At 73.6% G+C, this 15,597-nt stretch carries 15 protein-coding genes; 7 read left to right on the top strand and 8 right to left on the bottom strand.

The annotated features are described in order from the left end of the window. Positions 1–2: 2 nt before the first annotated feature. On the top strand, positions 3–1,238 hold the full coding sequence (locus ACFZCY_RS12330) for a cytochrome P450 (protein ID WP_391171649.1): 1,236 nt from the start codon (positions 3–5) through the stop codon (positions 1,236–1,238). 26 nt (positions 1,239–1,264) lie between these two features. Here the strand turns inward: ACFZCY_RS12330 and ACFZCY_RS12325 are convergent, their stop codons facing one another. Then, on the bottom strand, positions 1,265–1,978 hold the full coding sequence (locus ACFZCY_RS12325; protein WP_391171647.1) for a pyridoxal 5'-phosphate synthase: 714 nt from the start codon (positions 1,976–1,978) through the stop codon (positions 1,265–1,267). A gap of 54 nt (positions 1,979–2,032) precedes the next feature. After that, positions 2,033–3,202 carry an acetyl-CoA acetyltransferase gene (locus tag ACFZCY_RS12320; RefSeq protein WP_391171645.1) on the bottom strand — a complete coding sequence of 390 codons (1,170 nt, stop codon included), beginning with the start codon at positions 3,200–3,202 and terminating at the stop codon, positions 2,033–2,035. Positions 3,203–3,270: 68 nt separating this feature from the next. Here ACFZCY_RS12320 and ACFZCY_RS12315 point away from each other — a divergent pair, with 68 nt between their 5' ends. Both ACFZCY_RS12315 and ACFZCY_RS12310 read left to right on the top strand, forming a co-directional pair. After that, a complete protein-coding gene (locus ACFZCY_RS12315; protein ID WP_391171643.1) occupies positions 3,271–4,482 on the top strand; it encodes an acyl-CoA dehydrogenase family protein in 1,212 nt (403 codons plus the stop codon). 17 nt (positions 4,483–4,499) lie between these two features. Next, positions 4,500–4,985, top strand: a complete 486-nt coding sequence (locus tag ACFZCY_RS12310; RefSeq protein ID WP_391171641.1) for a nitroreductase/quinone reductase family protein — start codon at positions 4,500–4,502, stop codon at positions 4,983–4,985. Positions 4,986–5,168: 183 nt separating this feature from the next. Here the strand turns inward: ACFZCY_RS12310 and ACFZCY_RS12305 are convergent, their stop codons facing one another. Beyond that, the gene (locus tag ACFZCY_RS12305) at positions 5,169–5,816 is read right to left on the bottom strand and encodes a TetR family transcriptional regulator (protein ID WP_391171638.1); all 648 of its coding nucleotides are present in this window, start codon (positions 5,814–5,816) and stop codon (positions 5,169–5,171) included. 355 nt (positions 5,817–6,171) lie between these two features. On the opposite strand from ACFZCY_RS12305, the gene ACFZCY_RS12300 reads away from it, so the two are divergent. From ACFZCY_RS12300 to ACFZCY_RS12290, 3 genes are all read left to right on the top strand, one after another. Further along, positions 6,172–7,095, top strand: coding sequence for a VOC family protein (locus ACFZCY_RS12300; RefSeq protein WP_391171636.1), 924 nt, complete (start codon positions 6,172–6,174; stop codon positions 7,093–7,095). A gap of 197 nt (positions 7,096–7,292) precedes the next feature. Then, positions 7,293–9,962, top strand: coding sequence for a PQQ-binding-like beta-propeller repeat protein (locus ACFZCY_RS12295; RefSeq protein WP_391171634.1), 2,670 nt, complete (start codon positions 7,293–7,295; stop codon positions 9,960–9,962). A 131-nt stretch (positions 9,963–10,093) separates the two neighbouring features. Next, positions 10,094–10,672, top strand: a complete 579-nt coding sequence (locus tag ACFZCY_RS12290) for a hypothetical protein (protein ID WP_391171632.1) — start codon at positions 10,094–10,096, stop codon at positions 10,670–10,672. 12 nt (positions 10,673–10,684) lie between these two features. Here ACFZCY_RS12290 and ACFZCY_RS12285 read toward each other — a convergent pair whose 3' ends face one another. Genes ACFZCY_RS12285 through ACFZCY_RS12275 form a run of 3 tightly spaced genes read right to left on the bottom strand, consistent with a single transcriptional unit; the run spans position 10,685 to position 13,064 of the window. After that, entirely contained in the window at positions 10,685–11,461 is a 777-nt protein-coding gene (locus tag ACFZCY_RS12285; protein WP_391171630.1) for an enoyl-CoA hydratase-related protein, read from the bottom strand. Further along, on the bottom strand, positions 11,458–11,910 hold the full coding sequence (locus ACFZCY_RS12280) for an OB-fold domain-containing protein (RefSeq protein ID WP_391171628.1): 453 nt from the start codon (positions 11,908–11,910) through the stop codon (positions 11,458–11,460). Before ACFZCY_RS12280 ends, ACFZCY_RS12285 begins: the two co-directional genes overlap by 4 nt. A gap of 8 nt (positions 11,911–11,918) precedes the next feature. Beyond that, a complete protein-coding gene (locus ACFZCY_RS12275; protein WP_391171626.1) occupies positions 11,919–13,064 on the bottom strand; it encodes a lipid-transfer protein in 1,146 nt (381 codons plus the stop codon). Between the two features lie 101 nt (positions 13,065–13,165). Here ACFZCY_RS12275 and ACFZCY_RS12270 point away from each other — a divergent pair, with 101 nt between their 5' ends. Continuing rightward, on the top strand, positions 13,166–14,767 hold the full coding sequence (locus tag ACFZCY_RS12270; protein WP_391171624.1) for a FadD3 family acyl-CoA ligase: 1,602 nt from the start codon (positions 13,166–13,168) through the stop codon (positions 14,765–14,767). A gap of 89 nt (positions 14,768–14,856) precedes the next feature. Here ACFZCY_RS12270 and ACFZCY_RS12265 read toward each other — a convergent pair whose 3' ends face one another. Continuing rightward, the gene (locus tag ACFZCY_RS12265) at positions 14,857–15,036 is read right to left on the bottom strand and encodes a hypothetical protein (protein ID WP_391171622.1); all 180 of its coding nucleotides are present in this window, start codon (positions 15,034–15,036) and stop codon (positions 14,857–14,859) included. A gap of 228 nt (positions 15,037–15,264) precedes the next feature. Continuing rightward, complete coding sequence (locus tag ACFZCY_RS12260) at positions 15,265–15,522, bottom strand: hypothetical protein (RefSeq protein ID WP_391171620.1); 258 nt, start codon at positions 15,520–15,522, stop codon at positions 15,265–15,267. Between the last annotated feature and the right edge of the window lie 75 nt (positions 15,523–15,597).

Raw genomic sequence — 15,597 nt, 5'->3', positions numbered from 1 at the left:
CGATGGGAACGACCAAGGAACGACCCCTCCTGCTCGACCCGACGATCCGCAGCTCCGCCGAGGAGAGCGAACTCCTCTACGCGGCCGGGCCCGTGGTCCGGGTCGAGCTGCCGGGCGGGGTGTCCGCCTGGGCCGTCACCCATGATGCGCCCGCGCGCGAGGTGATGCGCGACAGCCGCTTCGTGAAGGACATCGGCCAGTGGGGTCCCTGGACGCGCGGCGAGATTCCCGCGGACTGGCCGCTGATCGGCCTGGTCGACCTGGGGACCTCGCTGGTCAGCACGGACGGCGCCGAGCACCGGCGGCTGCGCCGCCCGGTGGCCCGGGAGTTCACCCCGCAGCGCGTGGAGGCGCTCCGCGGCCGCGTCGAGGAGATCACCCGCGAGCTGCTCGACCGGACGGCGGAGGCCGCCGCGGCGGAGGGCTCCGGCGGGGTGGTGGACCTCAAGGACACCTTCGCGTTCCCGCTGCCCATCACCGTGGTCGGCGAGCTGTTCGGCATGCCGGTCGAGTGGCACCGGCCGCTGCGGAAGCTGTACGACAGCTTCTTCGACGACAACGCCGCCCCCGAGACCGTCCACGCCACCCTGCGGGGGCTGTACGACTACATCGCCCGGCTGGTCCGGCTCAAGCGCGACGAGCCCGGCGCCGATCTCACCAGCGCGCTGCTGTCGGAACTCGGCGACGACCCGTCGGAGGAGGCCGTCGAGGAGCTGATCGCCACCATCCAGGTCATGATCACCGCCGGGCACGAGACCAGCGTCCATGTGATCGTGAACGCCGTACGGTCGCTGCTGGGCGACCCCGGACAGCTCGAACTCGTCCACAGTGGCCGGTACGACTGGGACGACGTGGTCGAGGAGAGCCTGCGGCTGGACTCCCCGACGCTGAACTTCCTCTTCCGCTTTGCCACCGAGGACATCGACGTCGCCGGAACGCTGATCCGCAAGGGGGAGGGCGTGGTCATCTCCTACGGCGGCATGGGACGCGACCGCGCCCAGCACGGCGCGGACGCCGACCGTTTCGATATCGCCCGCCGCCCCCGGCACACCTCCTTCGGTCACGGCCCGCACAGCTGCCCGGGCTCCGCGCTCGCCCGGCTGGAGACCACCATCGCGCTGCGGGAACTCTTCGCCCGCTTCCCGGACCTGCGGCTCGCCGACCCGGACGGGCCCCTGGAGCGCTCCCCGTCGGTCATCGTCAACGGCCACCGGGCGCTGCCGGTACGGCTGGCCTGATCAGGGGGCGTTCAGGGCCGGGGCGGTCAGGGCCACAGCAACTCGCGCCGCCAGCCGCCGCGTTCCTCCGGGGCGCGGCGGTAGCGGAGCCGGACGTGCCGGCGCCGCGCCTCCTCCTGGTAGAACTCCACCTCGTCCGGCTCCAGGACGTACAGCGTCCAGGTGGGTGCGGCGGCGTCCGGTTCGCGCCCGGCCCGCTCGTACGCGTCCGCGAAGGCCCGTTCCAGATCCTCGTAGGAACCGAGCACCGCGCTCTGCCGTCCCGCCCCGGCCAGCGCCGCCGCCAGCGCGGCGGGGGAGCGGCCGCGCAGATCGGCCGCGCTCGCCTCGGGCCCGGCCTCCGTCACGCGCCCGCTGATCCGGACCTGACGTCCGGGGCGCATCCAGTGGAAGCCCAGCGACGCGTACGGGTGCTCGGCCAGCTCGCGGCCCTTGCGGCTGGTGTGATGGGTGCCGAAGTGCCAGCCGCGGGCGTCGGCGTCGTGCAGCATCACCGTGCGCAGGGACGGGCGGCCGTCCGCGCCGGCGGTGGCGAGCATCATCGTGTGCGGGCCCGGTTCGCCGTCTTCGGCGGCCTCGCGCAGCCACCGCCGGAACAGCGGAAGCGGCGCGTCCGGAGCCTGCGCCGGGTCGAATACGGGCAGCTCGGCCGCGTGCGGGACGCGCAAGCCGCGCAGCAGCTCCCGGAAGGCCTGGGTCTCGGCCCGGTCGTCGGCCGCGTCATCACGTACGTCGCTCATGGGATCCCCATCCGATCACCCGGCGCCGGTCCGGGCAAGGGGAGGAGCCCCGGCTCAGCCGCGGCCGAGCACGACCGTGCCGGAGGAGCAGAACCAGCCGCCGGTCCCCGAGGCCACGGCCAGTTCCGGCAGCCGCCCGCCCGCCTTGCGCACCTGCCGCGCCCCCGCCTCGCCGCGCAGCTGCCGTACCGCCTCGACCAGCAGGAACAGCCCGCGCATCCCGGGATGGCAGGCGGACAGACCGCCGCCGTCGGTGTTGACCGGCAGCGCGCCGCCGAGCGTCAGCCGCCCACCGGAGGCGAACGCGCCGCCCTCGCCCTTGGCGCAGAAACCCAGGTCCTCCAGGGTCACCAGCGTCATATAGGTGAACGCGTCGTACAGCTCCGCCACATCGATCTCCTCCGGCCGCACCCCCGCCCGCGCGAAGGCGTCGCGCCCGGAGGCCGCCGCGGGCGAGACGGTGAAGTCGTCCCACTCCGACATGGCCGAGTGCGAGACGGCGGTGCCCGAGCCCAGCACCCACACCGGGGCCTTGGCCGTGTCCGCGACGAGCTCCCCGGCCGCCAGCAGCACCGCGCAGCCGCCGTCCGAGCGGATGCAGCAGTGCAGCTTGGTGAAGGGGTCGGCGATCATCGGCCCGCTCAGCACGTCATCGACCGTGATCGGTTCCCGGAACATCGCGTCCGGATTGTGCGCGGCGTTGGCGCGCGCCTGCACGGCGATGTCCGCGAGTTGTTCGAGGGTGGTGCCGTACTCGTGCATATGGCGGCGCGCGGCCATCGCGTACTTGGCGACGAGGGTGTGGCCGTACCCCACCTCGAACTGGAGCGGTCCGCGCGCCCCGAAGGAGAGGTTCGCGGTCCGGCGGCCCGCCCGGATGTCGGCGCGGGCGGTCGAGCCGTAGACGAGGAGGACGGCGCGGGCGTGCCCGGCGGCGATGGCGTCCGCCGCGTGCGCCGCCATGACCTCCCAGGTGGCCCCGCCGACGGCGGTCGAGTCGGTCCAGCCGGGCCGCAGCCCCAGGTACTCGGCCACCTCCACGGGCGGCAGCGTGCCGAGCCCCGCCGAGGCGAAGCCGTCCACCACCGAGCGGTCGAGGCCGGAGTCGGCGAGCGCCCGGCGGGCGGCCTGGGCGTGCAGGGCGTACGGGGTGGGGCCGTCGACGCGACCGCAGTCGGCGAGGGCGACGCCGGCGACGGCGACCTTACGAGGGGCAGGCGTCATGGATCTGACGGTACATCAGATTGCTGGGCTAGTATGACTGGTCGTCAGGAACGGGAGGTGCTCGTCCGATGGATGCCGCGCTCAGCGAGGAGCAGGAGGAGATCCGGCGCACCCTGCGGGAGCTGCTGCGGGGGCGGTGCGGCGGCGACGAGGTCAAGGCCGCGGTCCGCACCGCCGCCGGATACGACGAGGCGCTGTGGGGGCGACTCGCGCGGCGGCTGGGCCTCCCGGGGCTGGCCCTGCCCACGGCGTACGGCGGCGTCGGCTGCGGGCCCGTGGAGCTGGCGCTCGCCTGCGAGGAGACCGGGCGGGCGCTGCTGCCCTCGCCGCTGCTGGCCACCGCCGTGCTCGCCGCGCCCCTGATCACCGCCCTCGGGACCGGCGCGCAGCGCGCCGAGCTGCTGCCGCGGATCGCGGGCGGCGAGCTGACGGCGGCGCTCGCGGTGCCGGGCCGGGCGCTGTCCCGGGCGCTGGGTCTCGACGGGGAGGCCGGCGGCCGTGATGAGGCGGACTGGGCGGGCGGCGGCCGCGCGGGCGGCGTCCAGGCCCGGGCCCGGGACGGCGGCTGGCGGCTGTACGGGCAGGTGGAGCAGGTGCTCGACGGACACAGCGCCCAGCTGCTGCTGGTCGCCGCCCGCGCCGGGGGCTATACGCGCGGCCGCACCCTGGTCTTCGCCGTACGGGCGGGGGCGGCCGGGCTGGTCCGCACCCGGCTGACCGCGCTGGACGAGACCCGGCCGCAGGCCCGTATCGAGCTGCGGGACGTCCCGGCCGAGCTGCTGGGCGAGGACGGCGCGGACGTGGCGGGCGCCCTGGCCGGGCTGGGCGGTCCGGCGGCGGCCGTCCTGGCGGCGGAGGCGGTGGGCGCGGCGGACGCGGCCCTGGCCCGTACGGTCGACCATGTACGGACGCGGGAGCAGTTCGGCCGCCCGATCGGTTCGTTCCAGGCGGTCAAGCACCGGCTGGCCGATGTGTACGTCGCGGTGCGGGCGGCCCGCTCGGCGGCGTACTACGCGGCGTGGGCGGCGGACGGGCCGGAGGCCCCGGTCGCGGGCCCGCTGGCGCTCGCGTCGGCGCTGGACGCGCAGCGGGCGGCCGCGGGCGAGGCCGTGCAGCTGCACGGCGGCATCGGCATCACCTGGGAGCACGACGCGCATCTGTACCTGAAGCGGGCCGCCTCCGACGAGCTGCTTTTCGGCCCCGCCCACCGGCTGCGGGCGCGGGCGGCCGACCGGGACGGGCTGTTCGCCCCGGCCGCCGCAACGGCGGTGACGGTCTGATGCCGCCGGGGGCGCGGATGACACGGCTCGTACAGAAGGTGTCGTCGGGGCGCGCCTTCGCGCGGCTCGCCCCGCACGTCGTCCCGGCCCTCGACCGGGCCGTCCACCGGCTGACCCGCGGCCGGGTGCTGCCGAGCGCGCGGATGCTGCCCAGCGTGATCCTCACGGCGCGCGGCGCGAAGTCCGGGCTGCCCCGCCGTACGCCGCTGGCCTGCATGCCGGAGGAGGGCGGCGGCTGGATCCTGGTCGGCAGCAACTTCGGCCGCCCCGGCCACCCCGCCTGGACGGCCAATCTGCTGCGCCACCCGGACGCGGAGATCAGCTGGCGGGGCCGCGACATCCGGGTCCGGGCCCGTCTGCTGGAGGGCCCGGAGCGGGAGCGGACCTGGTCGGCGGTGGTGGCCTTCTGGCCGCCGTACGCCGGCTATCAGGCGCGGGTGGAGCGCCGGATCCGGCTGTTCCGCCTGGAGCCGGTGGAGCCGTGGGCCGGGCCGGAATCGTGAGGCGCCCAGGGGGACACCGGAACCCCGCGCCCGAAACGGCCGCGGCGGGCCACTCGTGTCGAGTGACCCGCCGTGACATGACAGGACGTGCTGGCCCGCCGACCGGGCCCGGCCCGGCGTCGGCGCGCGGATGTGCGCGGGGGCGCGTACGGGCGCGCGGGCGCCGTGGTGAGCGCCGCCGCGCTATTTCGGCGGCTTCCGGCCGGTGATCCCCAGATGCACGAGCAGCGCCAGGCTCGGCTTCAGGTCGGCCTGCTTGACGCCCCAGCTCTGGAACCCCTTCTGGTGGGCGGAGACGGCCGCCAGCATCGCGACGAGCGAGCCCGCCACGGCGGCCGGCTGGACGTCCTTGTCGTACCGGCCCTTGGACTGAAGCTCCTTGATCGCGTCCGTCAGCGAGTTGGTGACGGAGTTGAGGATCTTCATGCGGATCTTGTAGAACCGCTTGTCCCCCTCGGCCGCGCCGAGGTCGACCACACGCAGAATGGCGTCGTGTTTGCGCCAAAACGAGAGGAAGCCGTCGACCAGCTCGTCGGCCGCCGTGGCGCCGGACTTGCCCGCCCAGGAGCGCCCGGCGACCAGTTCGGTCAGGCCCGCGCCCTCCTTCGCCATCTCCTCGGCGATCTCGAGGACGGCGCCCTCCACATCGGGGAAGTACTGGTAGAACGTCGCCGGTGAGGTGCCTGCCTTACGGGCGACATCGATGACTTTGACGTCTCGGTACGGGGATGTGCTGAGCATCTCGCCGAGGCAGTCGAGCAGCTTCTGCCGCGTCGCCTGCCCGCGACGACCGGCCACCCGACCGTCGACGGTGCGTACTTGTCCTGTCATGCCGTCAGCTTACCGAGGGGTGATCGAAGCGCGATTCGACTGCGTGCAAATGGGGTTCGTGCGGGATGAGAGGGTTTGTGAGCCCTCCTCGGCAGCTTGGAATGGCTGATTCCGGCCCCATCCGATGGCCTCTCGTACGCCGCCAAGCCGCTTCTCGCCGCTCCGCCATGCGGGTGAATCGTGTTATCAACAGGCTGTGGATAAGAAGCGTGGATGACCGGGCCGGGGCCTGGTGGCGCGGACCAAGGATTGGCCAAATATTTCGACTTCCGGAGCGGGCATCCGGGACGATCCCCCGTTAGCGTGGCAAACGCGGTAAAGACCGCGAACAGGAGGATGCGGGAGGACTCGGGTCATGGTCCAGTGCGTGGAAGGCGTGCCCTGCTGGGCGGACGCGATGCTGCCCGACGTCGCGGCGGGCCGCCGCTTCTACGGCGAGCTGTTCGGCTGGACCTTCGCCGAGGGCGGCGCGGGCTACCGCCCGTACACCTGGGCCCGGCTCGGGGGTGAGGACGTCGCGGCCCTGGTGCCCAAGTCCGACGGACGGATGCCCACCGTCTGGAACGTCTACCTGGCCACCGAGGACGCCGCCGCGGCCACCGCCCGGATCCGCGAGGCGGGCGGCCGGGTGATCGTCGCGCCCCGGTGGATCGACGACCTCGGCGTCATGGCGACCGCCGCCGACCCGGGCGGCGCGGTCTTCGGGCTCTGGCAGACGGGCACCCACCCCGGCTTCGCCCGCCGGGGCGTCCCCGGCAGCTACGGCTGGACCGAGGTCCACACCCGGGAGCCGCGGGTGGTGGACGCCTTCTACCGGACGGTCTTCGGATACGAGGCGCGGCCGGTCCGGGGGCGGGCCCCGGCGCCGGATACCGGCGAAGAGGCCGGACCCGCCGGACCCGCCGAATCCGCCGAACCCGGGCCGAAGCGCCCCGCCGGACCCGCCGGACCCGGGCCGAAGCGCCCCGCCGACGTCCTGCTGTGGTCACCGCGCGGCGAGCCCGCCGGACCCGGCCACGCCGTCGCCGGGCGGGTCGTGCTCGGGGAACCGCACCCGGCCGAACTGCCCGCGCACTTCCTGACGTACTTTGTGGTGGCGGACTGCGATCATGCGTCGCGTACGGCCCAACGGCTGGGCGGGCGGGTTCTCAATGAGCCCGAAGATACGCCGTACGGGCGTTTCGCGGTCCTTGCGGACAATCAGGGCGCGCATTTCGCGGTCATCGACACCTCGCAGGGGACCGAAGGAGCAAGGGAGAACAGGGCGGGGCGGGGCTGAGGGCGGTCCGGCGGCCGGGCGGTCGAACCGGACGGGCTCCGGCTCCGTATCGCCCGATGACACGACGAATTGCCCCCGGGTTCGCAACCGCCGCCTTCGCCAGAGAGAATGCAGGATGCGTGCCGCCGGTTGGTTTGTCGGTGAGACGCTGCACGGGGCTGTATTTTTTCAAGCCCCCACGGGGAGGTGGCAGGCAAGTGGTGGAGCAGCTGACGCAGCACGATCCGAGGCGGATCGGTCCCTTCGAGGTGCTGGGCCGGCTTGGCGCGGGCGGCATGGGGCTCGTCTATCTGGCACGTTCGGCGTCCGGCCGACGGGTCGCGATCAAGACGGTCCGGACCGAGCTCGCCGAGGACCAGTTGTTCCGCGTCCGCTTCACCCGCGAGGTGGAGGCGGCCCGCGCGGTCAGCGGCTTCTACACGGCCGCGGTCGTGGACGCCGATCCGCGCGCCGCGGTGCCCTGGCTCGCCACGGCCTACGTCCCCGCGCCGTCGCTCGAGGAAATAGTCAATGAGTGCGGGCCGATGCCGGCGCAGGCGGTGCGCTGGCTGGCGGCCGGGGTCGCCGAGGCGCTGCAGTCCATCCATGGCGCGGGCCTGGTCCACCGGGATCTGAAGCCGTCGAACGTGCTGGTCGTCGAGGACGGCCCGCGCGTGATCGACTTCGGTATCGCCTCGGGCGTCTCCAACACCCGGCTGACGATGACCAATGTCGCCGTGGGCACGCCCGCCTACATGTCGCCCGAGCAGGCGCGCGACTCGCGCAGCGTGACGGGCGCCAGCGACATCTTCTCGCTCGGCTCCACCCTGACCTTCGCGGCCACCGGCCACGCCCCCTTCCACGGCGCGAACCCGGTCGAGACGGTGTTCATGCTGCTGCGCGAGGGGCCGGACCTGACCGGGCTGCCGGACGAGCTGCGCCCCCTCATCGAGTCGTGCATGCAGATGGAGGCCGACCGGCGGCCGTCTCCGGCCGATCTGCAGTCGCAGCTCGCCCCGCATCTGTTCGCCTCCAACGCCGACGACAGCGGTACGGCCTCGGCGTGGCTGCCGGGCGGCGCGGTCGCGCTCATCGAGCGCAAGCGCAGCGGGCGCAACCAGGTGGCCCGCTCCTCGCGGCCCGCGTCCGGCTCCTCCCGCCCCTCCGGGAGCGGCGGGGCCGGAAGCCCGGCTTCCGCGCCGCTGCCGCCCGAGCGGCCGCCCGCACCGCCGTCGTACGCCCCGGCCGGGGCCGACGGGCGCGGCGGCGGCCGGCACGGGGCGCCCGCCGGAGCGGGCGGCTGGGAGCCGGTGGGCACGGGTGACCCGCGCGGCGGCCTGCGCGCGCCCGACGCGCCCGGCCCGTCGAACGCGCTCAGCTCCATCGGCCCCGGGCGGCACGCCGCCCCCTCCGCTTCCGGGCCGTCCGCCCCGTCCCCGTCGGCTCCGTCCGCGCCCGTCCCGTCCGCGAGCGCGCCCGCTCCGGCGCCCGCCCCGCTGACCACCGGGGCCGACGGGCCGGTCCGGCTGCACAACTCCCAGGTGGCCATCGGCCCCGGGCTGCGCGCCGCCGACACGCGCGACCCGCACGCGCGGCACGACACCGGCCCCGCCACGGGCTGGGTGCGGCCGCCGGGGATGACCACCGGCGGGCCGGGCGGGGGCGAGGCCGCCGCCACGGGCGCGGTACCGCCGCCCACCCACTCCCCGTCCACCGACGCGGCCGAGCCGCCGGGCGCGGCGGGCCACGGCCGCTGGCGCCCCTGGCGGTTCCGCATGTCGAACGATGTGTGGGGCACCCCGGCGGTCGCCGGTGACCTGCTCTATGTGACCTCGTTCGAGGTGCACGCGCTGGACGTGGGCACCGGGCGGCGGCAGTTCAAGACCCGCGACGTGGCCTGGGCGATGGCCGTGGAGGGCGGCCGTATCCACGCCTCCGACGGCCCCACCCTGTACGCGCTGGACGCGACGGACGGCTCCGAGCGGTGGCGGCTGTCCACGGACGGCTGGGTCTACTCGCTCAAGGTCGACCGCGGCACGGTCGTCACCGGCACCCGCGGCGGCGGCGTGCAGGCATGGGAGGCGGCCAACGGCGAGCTGCTGTGGGAGATGCAGGGCATCCAGACCGACTTCGAGACGCCCGAGTCCGGCCCGGCCGTGCACGACGGCACGGTCTTCGTGTGGTCGGACGCCCGGCTGCGCGCCCTGGAGGCGCGTACGGGCGCGGAGCGCTGGTCGTACCCGGTCGGCGACACGGCCTCCTGCGGCGGGGTGCCGCTGCGGCTGCTCTCGGCGCCCGACGGGGTCGTGTACGTCTCGGCCGGTACCCGGGTGCTGGCGATCGACATCGCCCGCGGGGAGGTGCGGTGGCGTTTCGAGGCGCCCGCCGTCTTCCTGAGCGCCCCGGCGTACGCGCCGGGGCCCGCGGTGACCGGCGGCGGTGTCTACATCGCCGACTACCTGGGCACGGTCTACGCGCTGGACGCCGCCAACGGCCGCGACCGCTGGCGCATCGCCACCGAGGCGCGCGGTTCGATCGAACCGGTCCTGGTGGCCGACGGCTCCGTCCACCTGGGCAGCGGCAGCGCCCTGTACACGCTCGACGCCGTCACGGGCACCCCCAAGTGGCGCTTCGCGGCGGGCGGCGACGTCATCGGCTCCCCGGTCGTCGCCGACGGCCGCGTGCACTTCGGCTCGGCCGACCACTGCCTCTACACGGTCGACGCGGCAGGCGGCCAGCTGCGCTGGAAGCTGGCCACGGGTGGTGAGATCACCGGTTCGCCGGTGGCGGCGGGCGGCGTGGTGTACGCGTGCAGCAAGGACCGCTGCGTATACGCGCTGGACGCGGTCAAGGGCACCGGCCAGTCCCGCCCCGCGCCCCGTCCGTAACGGCCGTGTACCCAAAGGTCATGTGCCCTCCGAAGTGACTATGGGGTACGGCACGGCGTTGCTAGGGTGGCGTGCACTTGTCAACCAACCATAGGTTGGCTTGATTGCAGCTTTTCCACGGGGGTAATTCCATGCAACGCCGTTCCTTGCGCCTGCCTGCCGTCGCGCTGGTCGGACTTCTCGCGCTCACCGGATCGCTCACCGGATGCGGAAAGAAGAAGAGCCACGGCCTCGGAGGGGGCAACGACGGATTCGTCTCCGGCGGCACCGGCGGCGACGAGCCCGCGTCCGGCCCCAGCGGACTGTCCAGCGACATCCCCACCGATCTGCCGAGCGGGCCCTCGGACCTGCCGTCGTACGGCGCCCCGACGCCCTCGGACCCCTACTCCTACTCCGCGCCGCCCACCTACAACCCGGACGCGACCAGCGAGACGAGCGGCACCAACTGCCGCTACGACCAGTCGACCAGCCAGTTCAAGTACGACGTGACGGTCACCAACACCGACACCACCCGCAGCTTCCGCTACTCGATCAGCACCAAGTGGAACGACTACGCGGACGAGGGGCTGCTCGGCTACGACAGTCAGGACGTGACCGTGCTGCCCGGCCAGAGCGAGACGTTCACGGCCGCCGCGAGTTACACCATCACCAAGCGCACCCAGTACACGTGCCAGATCAGCCTGGCCAGCAAGTCGCCCACGAGCAGCTGACGCACGTCCGGGTCACCGGGTACGGAAACCGGGCGTGCGGGCCGCGAAGAGCGCGGCCTGCGCGTCCGGCGGCCGGTTCCCCAGGGCGATCAGCTGCGGGGCCCGGGCGAGCGCCTGCGTCAGCGCCGCCTCCTTCGCCGCCCACACCGCCCGTACGGTGCCCTGGACCGCCTCCGTCGGGTACGACGCGATGACGGCGGCGGCCCGCACCGCCGCCGTCACCGCCTCGCCCCGCGGCACCACCTCGCTGACCAGCCCCGTCTCATAGGCCCGCCGCGCCGATACCCGCTCGGCCGTGCCCATCAGCGCCATCCGCGCGACCTCCCCGGCGGGCATGCGCTGCGCCATGTAGACGGCCTCGTACGCGCTGACCATCCCGTAGGAGGTGTGCGGGTCGAAGAAGGTCGCGGTCTCGTCGGCGACGATGAACTCGGCCTCGCCCAGCAGATAGAACGCCCCGCCGCAGGCCATCCCGCCCACGGCCGCCACGACCGGCTTCCACAGGTCGTTCGCCTTGGGGCCGATGTCCCGCAGCGGATCGTCCATCGCGTACGGGGACGGCGGCTGCGGGACCGTGACCGAGCGGTCGATCCCGGTGCAGAACGCCCGCTCGCCCGCCCCGGTGAGCACCACGGCCCGCACCGACTCGTCCCCGCGCAGGTCCCGCCACACGGAGGCCAGTTCGGCGGCCGTCGCCAGGTCGATGGCGTTGTGGCGCTCGGGCCGGTCCAGGGTGACGACCGCGACGCCGCCGTCCCGGATCTCCGTCACGACTGTCACGGCCGTCATGGCCGCTCCAGCAGCCAGCGCACCACGGTGGGCCCGCCCGGCATGGGGTGGAAGACGGCCCGCACCGGCGCCCCGATCCGTATCCGCGCCGGGTCGACGGAGTTCAGCGCGGCACCGGCGGACGCGACCAGGTTCCCCACCAGCCGGATCCGCGGGGCCTCCGCCAGTTCGACGAGGATCACGTTGTACGGGGCCTGCGCCGCGTAGGCGGGCAGCAGCGGCGGATGCGGCAGGACGTACGACCAGATCCGGCCACGCCCGCTCGTCTTCGTCCACAGGCTGTCGAAGGACTGGCAGTGCGGGCAGCAGGGCCGGGGCGGGAAGCGCGGTTCACCGCAGCCGGCGCAGGTCTGGACGCACAGCTCGCCGCGGGCGGCGTACTCGAAGAAGGGCGCGCCGTCCTCGTCGGGCACGGCATGCAGCAGCTCCGGTTCCGGCAGCGTGGTCATGCGGATCGTCAACTCCTCAGCAGCAGGGCCGATGTGGGAACCCCCTCGCCCGCCGTGACCAGGCAGGTCGCGGCGTCGGGGACCTGGGCGGTGCTGGTGCCGCGCAACTGTCTGACCCCCTCGGTGATGAGGTTGAAGCCGTGTACGTACGCCTCGCTCAGCCCGCCCCCGCCGGTGTTGAGCGGCAGCCGCCCGCCCAGCTCCAGCGCGCCGCCCTCCGTGAACGCGGCGCCCTCGCCGCGCCCGCAGAAGCCGTAGCCCTCCAGGGACAGCGGGATCAGCGGGGTGAACGCGTCGTAGATCTGCGCCACGTCCACGTCCTGCGGGCCGAAGTCGGCGCCTTTCCACAGGCGGCGGGCGGCGGTCCAGGAGGGGCCGGTGAGCGGGTCGTCGTTCCAGTAGTTGACCATCCCGTGGTGCTGGGCCGGCAGGCCCTGGGCGGCGGAGTGGACGTACACCGGCGGGCGGGCGCAGTCGCGCGCCCGCTCCGCGGAGACGACGACGCAGGCCAGCGCGCCGTCGGTCTCCAGGCAGTTGTCGAACAGGCACAGCGGTTCGCTGATCCAGCGGGCGGTCATGTACATCTCGCGGGTCAGCGGCCGTTCGTACATCATCGCGGCGGGGTTCTGGTTGGCGCGGTTGCGGCAGGCCAGCGCGACGTTGAAGAAGTGGTCGCGGGTGGCGCCGTACTCGTGCATGTAGCGGCGCGCCAGCAGCCCGATCTCGTCGGCGGGCCGCAGCAGCCCGTACGGCCGGGTCCACTGGGCGGGGGTGGGCAGCTGGACGCGGGTGTTGGTCCAGGGCCGGGGCCCGCTGCCGCGCTTGCGGGAGCGCCAGGCCACGCCGACGCCCGCCTGCCCGGTGGCGATCGCGGCGGCCAGATGCGCGACGGTCGCGCAGGAACCGCCGCCCCCGTAGCCGACCTTGCTGAAGAAGGTCACGTCGCCCGCGCCGATCGCCTTGGCGACCTCGACCTCGTCGGTCTCCTCCATGGTGTACGAGGCGAAGGCGTCCACCTCGGAGGGGGCGATCCCGGCGTCGTCGAGCGCGGCCAGGATCGCCCGGCAGGCGAGCGTCTTCTCGGATTCGGGGAGGCGTTTGGCGAACGCGGTCTGGCCGATGCCGACGATCGCCGTCGCGTCCTTCAGGCCCATGGCCACCTCCGTACGTCGCGGTCACCGGTGCTGACAGCGGGGAAGGCTACCGCTAATCTGACGGGTAGTCAGCTAGTGGGATCCTGGTGCGGAGGCGTCTCATGGCGGAGTGGCAGACCATCCCGGCGCTGATACGGGCCGCGGCGCGCGCTTACGGGGACGCGACCGAGGCCGTCGTCGAGGGCCGCGCCCGGATGTCCTACGCCGACCTCGGCGCCCGCGTCGAACGGGCCGCGGCCGCGTGCGTCGCCTCCGGCGTCGAGCGGGGCGACCGGGTCGCGATCTGGGCGCCCAACACCGCCGACTGGATCGTGGCGGCCCTCGGCGCGGTCACCGCGGGCGGCGTCCTCGTCCCGGTCAACACCCGCTTCAAGGGGGCCGAGGTCGCGTACATCCTGCGGCGCACCCGGGCCACCCACCTGTTCATCACCGGCACCTTCCTGGGCGCCTCCTACGTGGCGTCACTGCGCCGGGCGGCGGAGCGGGGGCCCGGCCTGGGGGTTCCGCTGCCGGGGCTGCCGTATCTGCGCGAGGTGATCGTCCTCGCCGGGGACGCGCCCGAGGACTTCCGCACCTGGAAGGACTTCCTGGCGGCGGGCGAGTCCGTGCCGCCGGACGCCGTACGGGAGCGGGCCGACTCCGTACGCCCGGGCGACCCGTCCGACATCACCTTCACCTCCGGCACCACGGGCGACCCCAAGGGCGTGGTGATCACCCATGCGCAGACCCTGCGGGTCTACGACACCTGGAGCGAGGTGGCGGGGCTGACCCACGGCGACCGCTATCTGATTGTCAACCCCTTCTTCCACACCTTCGGTTACAAGGCGGGGATCATCGCCTGCCTGATGCGCGGCGCGACGATGGTGCCGCAGCCCGTCTTCGACGCGGACACCGCGCTCACCCGCATCGCCGCCGAGCACATCAGCGTCCTGCCCGGCCCGCCCACCCTGCACCAGGCGATCCTGGACCACCCGGCGCGCGACGCCCATGACCTGTCCACGCTGCGCCTGGTCGTCACCGGCGCCGCCGTCGTCCCGCTGGAGCTGGTGGAGCGGCTGCGCTCCGAACTGCGCGTCGCCACCGTGCTGACGGCGTACGGCCTGACCGAGGCGTCCGGCACCGTCACCATGTGCCGCCGGGGCGATCCGCCGGAGACCATCTCCGCCACCTCGGGCCGCGCCATCCCGGACACCGAGATCAAGGTCGTGAGCCCGCTGGGCGACCCGCGCCCGCCGGGCACTCCCGGCGAGGTCTGGGTCCGCGGCTACCACGTGATGCGCGGCTACTTCGAGGACCCGGTCGCCACCGCCCGCGCCATCACGCCGGACGGCTGGCTGCGGACGGGCGACATCGGCGTCCTCGACGCGGAGGGCAATCTGCGGATCACCGACCGGATCAAGGACATGTTCATCGTCGGCGGCTTCAACGCCTATCCCGCCGAGATCGAGCGACTCCTCGCCCGCCATCCCGACCTCGCCGATGTCGCCGTCGTCGGCGTTCCGGACGCGCGCCTCGGCGAGGTCGCCAAGGCCTTCGCGGTCCGCCGCCCGGCCGCCACCGTGACCGCCGAGGACCTGATCGCCTGGTCCCGCCGCGAAATGGCCAACTACAAGGTGCCGCGCCATGTGGAGTTCGTGCCGGAACTGCCGCGCAACGCGAGCGGCAAGGTGCTCAAGCACCAGCTCCGGGGCCGCCCGGCCTGAGGCCCGCCGGGCCCGCACGGCAACGACGCCGTGGGGCCGGGCCGTAGCGGCCCGGCCCCATGCCGCCGTTGACGGTCCGGAGGTGGTGGTCAGTGACCGGCTTCGCTCGTCGAGGAGGCCGGAGCCAGCGGCGCGGGGCTGTCCGGGTGGGCATCCTGCGTGACGCCCACACGGTCCGGATGGGCGTCGGCCACGGCCGGGGCCGCGGTTCCGGCGGCTATCGCTGCTGCGAAGGCGAAGGAGACGAGGGCCTTCTTCGAGTAGGTCATACCAACTCCTGAAGCTGCACGGGCGTTTGCTAAGTGAAACGCAAGATTACTGATATGTGAATAAGTGTTCGATGAAGCTGTCTTGAAATCATCGATAAATGGCGCAAGCACGACATGTGCGACTCATGTACGGCTCGCTATGGCGAGGGCCGGGGTTGGTGGCCTCCCCTCCGGCCCACCAACACCGGCCCCGCCATGCCGTGCTCCGTCGGCGGCCGCCGACGGTCTCTACTTGGTCGCGCTGTCCGGGTGGCTGTCGAGCGTCGTGATCTCGGCGGCGCCATCCGGGTGGCTGTCGGCCTGGAGCGGCTTCGTGCTGTCCGGGTGGCTGTCCTCAGTGCCGATGCCCGGGCTGTCCGGGTGGCTGTCCAGCGTGCCGATGCCCACCCCGTCCGGGTGGCTGTCGGCCTTGAGCGGCGACGGGCTGTCCGGGTGGCTGTCGAGCGGCCGATAGGCGTCCGACGTGGGCTTCTTGTCCTGACTCACCAGGATCAACTCCATTGAACTCGGTCGGTTGGGGCGCACAACGCCCGTCCGGCGACTCCCCCGTGGGTCGCCGGA

It is taken from the genome of Streptomyces sp. NPDC007983 (genome assembly GCF_042958345.1).
Classification (GTDB): domain Bacteria; phylum Actinomycetota; class Actinomycetes; order Streptomycetales; family Streptomycetaceae; genus Streptomyces.
Note: the sequence above shows the minus strand (reverse complement) of the source record. Positions and strands in the feature narration are given on the sequence as shown.

Bases quoted from the DNA above. Each gene is read 5' to 3' on its own strand.
- ACFZCY_RS12330 (WP_391171649.1), top strand. From the start codon at position 3: ATGGGAACGACCAAGGAACGACCCCTCCTGCTCGACCCGACGATCCGC.
- ACFZCY_RS12325 (WP_391171647.1), bottom strand. From the start codon at position 1,978: ATGAGCGACGTACGTGATGACGCGGCCGACGACCGGGCCGAGACCCAG.
- ACFZCY_RS12320 (WP_391171645.1), bottom strand. From the start codon at position 3,202: ATGACGCCTGCCCCTCGTAAGGTCGCCGTCGCCGGCGTCGCCCTCGCC.
- ACFZCY_RS12315 (WP_391171643.1), top strand. From the start codon at position 3,271: ATGGATGCCGCGCTCAGCGAGGAGCAGGAGGAGATCCGGCGCACCCTG.
- ACFZCY_RS12310 (WP_391171641.1), top strand. From the start codon at position 4,500: ATGACACGGCTCGTACAGAAGGTGTCGTCGGGGCGCGCCTTCGCGCGG.
- ACFZCY_RS12305 (WP_391171638.1), bottom strand. From the start codon at position 5,816: ATGACAGGACAAGTACGCACCGTCGACGGTCGGGTGGCCGGTCGTCGC.
- ACFZCY_RS12300 (WP_391171636.1), top strand. From the start codon at position 6,172: ATGGTCCAGTGCGTGGAAGGCGTGCCCTGCTGGGCGGACGCGATGCTG.
- ACFZCY_RS12290 (WP_391171632.1), top strand. From the start codon at position 10,094: ATGCAACGCCGTTCCTTGCGCCTGCCTGCCGTCGCGCTGGTCGGACTT.
- ACFZCY_RS12285 (WP_391171630.1), bottom strand. From the start codon at position 11,461: ATGACGGCCGTGACAGTCGTGACGGAGATCCGGGACGGCGGCGTCGCG.
- ACFZCY_RS12280 (WP_391171628.1), bottom strand. From the start codon at position 11,910: ATGACCACGCTGCCGGAACCGGAGCTGCTGCATGCCGTGCCCGACGAG.
- ACFZCY_RS12275 (WP_391171626.1), bottom strand. From the start codon at position 13,064: ATGGGCCTGAAGGACGCGACGGCGATCGTCGGCATCGGCCAGACCGCG.
- ACFZCY_RS12270 (WP_391171624.1), top strand. From the start codon at position 13,166: ATGGCGGAGTGGCAGACCATCCCGGCGCTGATACGGGCCGCGGCGCGC.
- ACFZCY_RS12265 (WP_391171622.1), bottom strand. From the start codon at position 15,036: ATGACCTACTCGAAGAAGGCCCTCGTCTCCTTCGCCTTCGCAGCAGCG.